General features: G+C 56.8%; 6 protein-coding genes. 3 read left to right on the top strand and 3 right to left on the bottom strand.

All coding sequences use genetic code 11. The features are described 5' to 3' along the window. The 3 genes from RTY00_RS01385 to fabY all read left to right on the top strand — a co-directional run. On the top strand, positions 1-472 hold a 472-nt coding region (locus tag RTY00_RS01385), incomplete at its 5' end, for a YihY family inner membrane protein (RefSeq protein WP_312663175.1). Next, positions 469-906: a D-aminoacyl-tRNA deacylase gene (gene dtd, locus RTY00_RS01380; RefSeq protein ID WP_154194899.1), complete on the top strand. Its 438-nt coding sequence runs from the start codon at positions 469-471 to the stop codon at positions 904-906. The genes RTY00_RS01385 and dtd, both read left to right, overlap by 4 nt. A gap of 59 nt (positions 907-965) precedes the next feature. Further along, a complete protein-coding gene (gene fabY, locus RTY00_RS01375) occupies positions 966-1,913 on the top strand; it encodes a fatty acid biosynthesis protein FabY (RefSeq protein ID WP_008109787.1) in 948 nt (315 codons plus the stop codon). A gap of 40 nt (positions 1,914-1,953) precedes the next feature. Here the strand turns inward: fabY and RTY00_RS01370 are convergent, their stop codons facing one another. From RTY00_RS01370 to RTY00_RS01360, 3 genes are all read right to left on the bottom strand, one after another. After that, positions 1,954-3,633, bottom strand: coding sequence for an AsmA family protein (locus RTY00_RS01370; protein WP_312663173.1), 1,680 nt, complete (start codon positions 3,631-3,633; stop codon positions 1,954-1,956). Positions 3,634-3,755: 122 nt separating this feature from the next. After that, positions 3,756-5,141: a uracil-xanthine permease family protein gene (locus RTY00_RS01365; protein ID WP_312663172.1), complete on the bottom strand. Its 1,386-nt coding sequence runs from the start codon at positions 5,139-5,141 to the stop codon at positions 3,756-3,758. A 92-nt stretch (positions 5,142-5,233) separates the two neighbouring features. Then, positions 5,234-6,169: a zinc-binding alcohol dehydrogenase family protein gene (locus tag RTY00_RS01360; RefSeq protein WP_312663171.1), complete on the bottom strand. Its 936-nt coding sequence runs from the start codon at positions 6,167-6,169 to the stop codon at positions 5,234-5,236. Positions 6,170-6,228 lie beyond the last annotated feature (59 nt).

Here is a 6,228-nt window from a genome sequence, read left to right as displayed (position 1 = left end):
GGTCTATTCGTTTGCCGTTTACTGGATGATCTTAACGCTCGGCCCGCTGCTGGCGGGGGCAAGCTTAGCGCTCAGCTCCTATCTGTTGTCGCTGCGCTGGTTGAGTGTGACAGGCGTAACCAGTCTGGTTGATCAGCTGCTCCGTATTTTCCCGCTGTGCCTCTCCATCCTCGCTTTCTGGCTGCTGTATAGCATTGTGCCGACGCGGCGCGTGCCCACGCGCGATGCATTGATCGGCGCCATCGTTGCCGGATTGCTGTTCGAGCTGGGCAAAAAAGGCTTTGCGCTCTATGTTACGATGTTCCCTTCGTATCAGTTAATTTACGGCGTTCTGGCGGTCATCCCCATTCTGTTCCTTTGGGTCTATTGGTCGTGGTGTATTGTGTTGTTAGGCGCGGAAATCACCGTCACGCTGGATGACTATCGCCAGCTAAAACAGCAGGAACGCGAAAAAGAACGTGAGGAAACATGATTGCTTTGATTCAGCGCGTCAGCCGCGCCAGTGTTAGCGTTGACGACGCGACAGTGGGCGAAATTGGCAATGGGTTATTGGTGTTATTGGGTGTGGAAAAGGGTGACGACGAACAAAAAGCGCAGCGTCTAACCGAGCGCGTGTTGGGCTACCGCATCTTTGCGGATGAGAATGACAAAATGAATCTCAATGTGCAGCAGGCGGGTGGCAGCGTGCTGGTGGTGTCGCAATTCACCCTCGCCGCGGATACCAATAAAGGGATGCGTCCCTCTTTCTCTGGCGGCGCAGAACCGGCGGAAGCCGAGCGCCTCTATGAATACTTTAGCGATTGCTGCCGAGCACAGGGCGTGACCACCGCAAACGGGCGCTTCGCCGCCAATATGCAGGTTTCGTTAGTAAACGATGGTCCGGTGACCTTCTGGTTACAGGTGTGAGGTTTTCAGCCGAGCGGCAAGGACTTAGCCACGCAAGCTCCGAACGAGAGAATCACTTTATGTATCATCTTCGCGTACCGCAAACGGCGGAAGAGCTGGATATGTATTACCAGTTCCGCTGGGAAATGTTACGAAAGCCGCTGCGTCAGCCGCAGGGTTCTGAGCGTGATGCCTGGGATGCGCTGGCGCATCATCAAATGGTGGTGGATGAGCAGGGCAAACCGGTGGCGATCGGCCGTCTGTACATCAACGCCGAGAACGAAGCGGCGATTCGCTTCCTTGCCGTGCATCCTTCGGTGCAGGGCAAAGGTCTTGGCACGCTGGTGGCGATGACGCTGGAATCGGTCGCGCGTCAGGAAGGGGCGAAACGCGTCACCTGTAGCGCGCGTGAAGACGCCGTCGAATTCTTTGCCAAGCTTGGCTACGTCAATCAGGGTGAAATCACCGCACCGCAAACCACGCCGGTGCGTCACTTCCTGATGATCAAACCGGTGGTGACGCTCGACGATATTCTGCATCGCGCCGACTGGTGCGGACAGCTGCAACAGGCCTGGTATGAGCACATCCCGCTGAGTGAAAAAATGGGCGTGCGCATTCTGCAATACACCGGTCAGAAATTCGTTACCACCATGCCCGAGGCGGGCAACCAGAATCCTCATCACACCTTATTTGCCGGCAGCCTGTTCTCGCTTGCCACGCTAACCGGTTGGGGTTTGATTTGGCTGCTGCTGCGCGAGCGTCATCTCGGCGGCACCATTATTCTGGCTGATGCGCATATTCGCTATAGCAAACCGATCAGCGGCCGTCCGGGCGCAATTGCCGATCTCGGCTCGCTCAGCGGCGATCTTGACCGTTTGGCGCGAGGCCGCAAAGCGCGCGTGCAGATGGAAGTGGAGTTGTTTGGTGATGATGAGTTGGGCGCGGTATTCGAAGGCGTGTATATCGTCTTGCCCGCCGATTCGGACGGGGCGCTGGAGGAGGGCGGTTCCGGCGCTCGTATCAACTAACACGTAGGGTCGCCATTCATGGCGACCTTTCTATTTTACCTCACTGAACCTGCCCGCCCCGCATCGTCTGCTGCACTGACTGCGCATCGGTCGTCACCGACAACGTACCCTCCACGCTTGGGCGCAGCGGCGCGCTAGCGTTCAACGAGCCTTTCACCTGCAGCTGCAAATTACTGTTACCGCTCAACTGCAGCGTTGGCCAACCCCAATTTCCCAGCACGTTTGCCGGCACAGCCTGGCCTTTCAGGTTCAGCGTCAGTGGACGTTGCGCATCCTGCCCAACCGTTGCTGAACCTTCCAGTAAACCGCTGCCGTTAAAGGCGCTCAACTCCGTTACCTGAATCTGCTGGTCATTGGCATTCAGCGCAATGGATGGATGACGCAGATCGGTGCGATTGAAGGTGGCTTCAGCCGCGTTGAAGCTGGCTTTACCGGCCCAGATTCCCCACTGATGTTGACGTGCCAGCAGCAGGTTATCCGCGCTGCCATCCAGTGACGTCATCTGGAACGGGAACGCCGGATTGATATCAATAATCAGGTTACGGTTGGCGGTGGCGCGGGTTATCAGCACGCTATCCAGCCAATCCGGTAAGGTTTGCTGCCAGCGTTCGCGCCAGTTTTGCGGCAAGGTATATTCCAGCCCGGCGATCGCCAGTTCATCCAGTGTCAGACGTTTATCGCTGCGCGACCAGTTGCCGCTGGCGCGCACCACGCCATTCACCCAACGCGAACTGAACTGCGTCAGCGCGATGCCCTGCGCCGAAAGGTCGGCATTGACGATAGGATCGTTGAGCTCAAAGCCACCGTTAATAAAATTCCCGGCGTTCATGGAGAGTGAACCGCCATCGCTTTCCCAATCATCGCCGCGCAGCGTGACATTTTTCAGGGTTAAATCGAGATCGGTCACCGCCCAATCCGGTCCTTGCAGGCGCGCATCGGTCATATCCAGACGGTTGATGCTCACTGATGGCACATCGCGCAGCGGATTGAGGAAGTCGCTCAGGTTTTGATGGGTTTGCAGGCGGATATCGTTGAGGCGCAGTTGGTCGATCTTCCAGTTACCCTGCGCATCGCGCTCGGCGTTGCCGGTCATCGAACCACGCGCCAGATCGGCACCGATATTGCTCAGCACCAGTCGACGTTGCTTAATGCTGCCCTGCAGCAGCACGTTGTTGCCCGGCACACCATCCAGCGTCAGAGTGCCGGCGCTGATCTGAAACTGCGCATCGCTGCCCAGCACGTCGTTAGGCAGCGGTTTCCACGGCAGAAGACCGCCGTTCACGCGCTGAGCGGTCATCGGCAACGCGCTATGCGGGTTCTCAATACGCACATTATTCAGCTGCAGGCGATTGGCCTGAATGGGCAGCGTGGTATCGGGCGCTTGATTAGCCAGATTGATTTCACCGTCGCGTATTTCGATGCTGTTGAAGTGCAGCGGATCGCTGAACTGAACCAGCGCAAGACCGAGATCAACGCGTTTCGCCACTAACACGGCGGGCTGGCCATCGTGGCCAAAGCTGAAGTCATCGAGAATGATGTGCGAAGGGGAGGAGAAGTCGTGCTCAATCTTGCTGAGAGAGAGATGCCAGGCGGTTTTATCGCTTACCCAGCGGCTAAACCAACCTGCGCCCCATTGTGTTTGCAGCAACACATACAGCACTACCAGCGCCAGCAGAATTAGCAGCAGTAAGGTAAGGAAAAACTTGCCTAAAAATTTCATCGCACTCATCCATCCCGATATTTATCCGGTGAGTGGTTGTTATGCCTGAATTACCGTTACAGCTCAACAGCCTGGATGTAAATGCGGATAAATATCAGGCAGGCCGGAGCCTGCCGTTTGGATTACTTTTCTTGCGGGAAGATCAGGTTCAGCACGATGGCGGTAATACCACCGGCCGCAATACCAGATGAAAGCAGGGTTTTCAGCCAGTCCGGGGCAAATTGCAGAATCAGCGGCTGCTGAGAAACGCCCAAACCTACCGCCAGCGACAGCGCGATAATCATGATGGCACGACGATTCAGCGGTTCACGCGAAACAATGCGCACGCCAGATGCAGCGATGGTACCGAACATCACAATGGTTGCGCCGCCCAGCACCGGTTCTGGAATGTGCTGCACAAAACCGCTCACGGCCGGGAACAGGCCGAGCACGATCAGCATCAGCGCCACGACAAAACCCACATAGCGGCTGGCAACGCCGGTAAGCTGAATCACGCCGTTGTTCTGACCAAAACAGGAGTTCGGGAAGGTATTGAACAGCGCCGAGACAAAGGAGTTAAGCCCGTTTGCCAACACGCCGCCTTTCAGACGCTTCATATACAGCGGACCACTCACCGGCTGTTCAGAAACATCAGAGGTTGCGGTGATGTCGCCAATGGTTTCCAGCGAGGTCACCATAAACACCAGCATCAGCGGGATCAGCAGATTCCAGTCAAAGCCCAGCCCGTAGTAGAATGGCGATGGCACGGCAATCAGCGGCTGATCGGCTGGCGTGCTGGTGGCGGGCAGCATATCCAGCGCCCAGGCCAGCGCATAACCTACCGCCATGGCAATCACCAGCGAAGCCACGCGCAGATAAGCATTACGCTGACGATTAAGGAGGATAATCACCACCAATACCGAAGCCGCCAGCAATAAGTTTTTCGGGGCACCGAACGTGTGATCGCTCATCGCGGCAAAGCCGCCGCCGATGGAGGTCAAACCGACCTGAATCAGCGACAGGCCAATAATCATTACCACAATCCCGGAAACCAGCGGCGTAATGATGCGGCGCGCCAGGTGCAACACGCGCGATAGCACCATTTCGGTACACGACGCCACCATCAGCGTGCCAAACAGCGCCGCCATCATGGTCGGCACATCAACCCCGCCGTTTTTCAGCGCCATACCGCCCATGATCAGCGGCGTGACGAAGTTAAAACTGGTGCCCTGAATCGACAACAGGCCGGAACCCACCGGTCCCCAGGTTTTGATTTGCAGAATGGATGCCACGCCCGAGGCAAACAGCGACATGCTGATGATGTGCTGCGTATCCTGCGCCGGTAAACCCAGCGCCTGGCAAATTAATAGCGCGGGCGTAATCACCGCGACAAACATCGCCAGCAAATGCTGACAGGCAGCGAACAAGGTTTGCGGTAACGGTGGACGGTCTTCGAGGCGGTAAATCAGTTCACTCTTCGGGCTTGCAGCGCTGGCAGGCTGGCGAGTTTCAGCGGTGTTGACGGACATGGTGGACGTTCTCAATTACAACAAAGGGGCGATTTTAAACGGTTGCGTTGTGAAAGCAATCGTTTGCAATGCCCCTTTTTACTTCCGATGATTTAGAGCGTAAACACCGTGCGGCAGCGGCTATCATCTTCCTGCCACGCCAGCGCGACGTCACTCAGCGGGCGCATTTGGAATGCGATGGAAAAATCGCTCTCGGCGGCGGCCGTTAGCATTTCACCGATGCAGGCAATCAACTCTTTATCCGACACGCTGCCGAGGCCGCTGCCCATCAATGTCAGCCCGGACGAGCGCAGCAGTTTGCTGTGCAGGGTAATTTCCTGTCCGCTTAAGGAACCGATTTGCACAAAGCGCACCGTTTTTTCACCGCCCGCCACGGCGGCGTGCATGATATCGAGTGCGCTCTGGCCCCAGAGATAATCCAGCACCACATCAATGCCTTCTTTCATCAATGCCGGTAATGCGCCCGGCAATTCATCCAGCGTTAAAGTAAGGTCAGCGCCCTGCGCGCGCAGTTGATCCAGTGCGGCGCGATTACGGCCGGTGGCGATAATTTTTCCTGCGCCCAGATGCTGCGCGATACGCACCGCTAAACCGCCCGACGTGCCAGTTGCGCCATTGATCAGCACGGTTTCACCGGCGCGCAGCTGAGCGCGTCGGGTTAATGCTGCCCAGGATGACATATCCGGATTCGCCAGCGCGGCGGCCAGCACTGGATCCAGTGTGGCCGGTAACGAAACGATGCTGTCGGCGGGCACTAAGGTTCTTTCCGCCATGCTGCCCCACGGCGCATTAAAGGCGAGGAAGTAAACCGGATCGCCATTGCTCAGCGTGCCGGTACCATCAATGCCGGTAATAAAGGGATAGTGCGCGGCCGCGCTGTAATGCGTACCGGCGGCGCGTGCTTTTGCCAGCTGGCTGACGGCGGCGGCTTTCACTGTCACCACCACATGGCTTTCATCAGCCTGCGGTTCAGGGAAATCACCGTAAACGGGCAGTTCACCTGCTGCGGAAACAATCGCTGCTTTCATGCTTTCACCTTCAGTTAATCGGAAACTATGTGTAATATGCACACATTAGGCTTGCCTCG

It is taken from the genome of Pantoea sp. CTOTU49201, assembly GCF_032054795.1.
GTDB classification, from domain to species: domain Bacteria; phylum Pseudomonadota; class Gammaproteobacteria; order Enterobacterales; family Enterobacteriaceae; genus Pantoea; species Pantoea symbiotica.
This window is presented reverse-complemented; position numbering and strand designations above follow the sequence as displayed.

What these genes read in the sequence shown, in the direction of transcription:
- fabY (WP_008109787.1), top strand. Translation starts at nt 966, where the DNA reads ATGTATCATCTTCGCGTACCGCAAACGGCGGAAGAGCTGGATATGTAT.
- RTY00_RS01365 (WP_312663172.1), bottom strand. Translation starts at nt 5,141, where the DNA reads ATGTCCGTCAACACCGCTGAAACTCGCCAGCCTGCCAGCGCTGCAAGC.
- RTY00_RS01360 (WP_312663171.1), bottom strand. Translation starts at nt 6,169, where the DNA reads ATGAAAGCAGCGATTGTTTCCGCAGCAGGTGAACTGCCCGTTTACGGT.
- RTY00_RS01370 (WP_312663173.1), bottom strand. Translation starts at nt 3,633, where the DNA reads ATGAAATTTTTAGGCAAGTTTTTCCTTACCTTACTGCTGCTAATTCTG.
- dtd (WP_154194899.1), top strand. Translation starts at nt 469, where the DNA reads ATGATTGCTTTGATTCAGCGCGTCAGCCGCGCCAGTGTTAGCGTTGAC.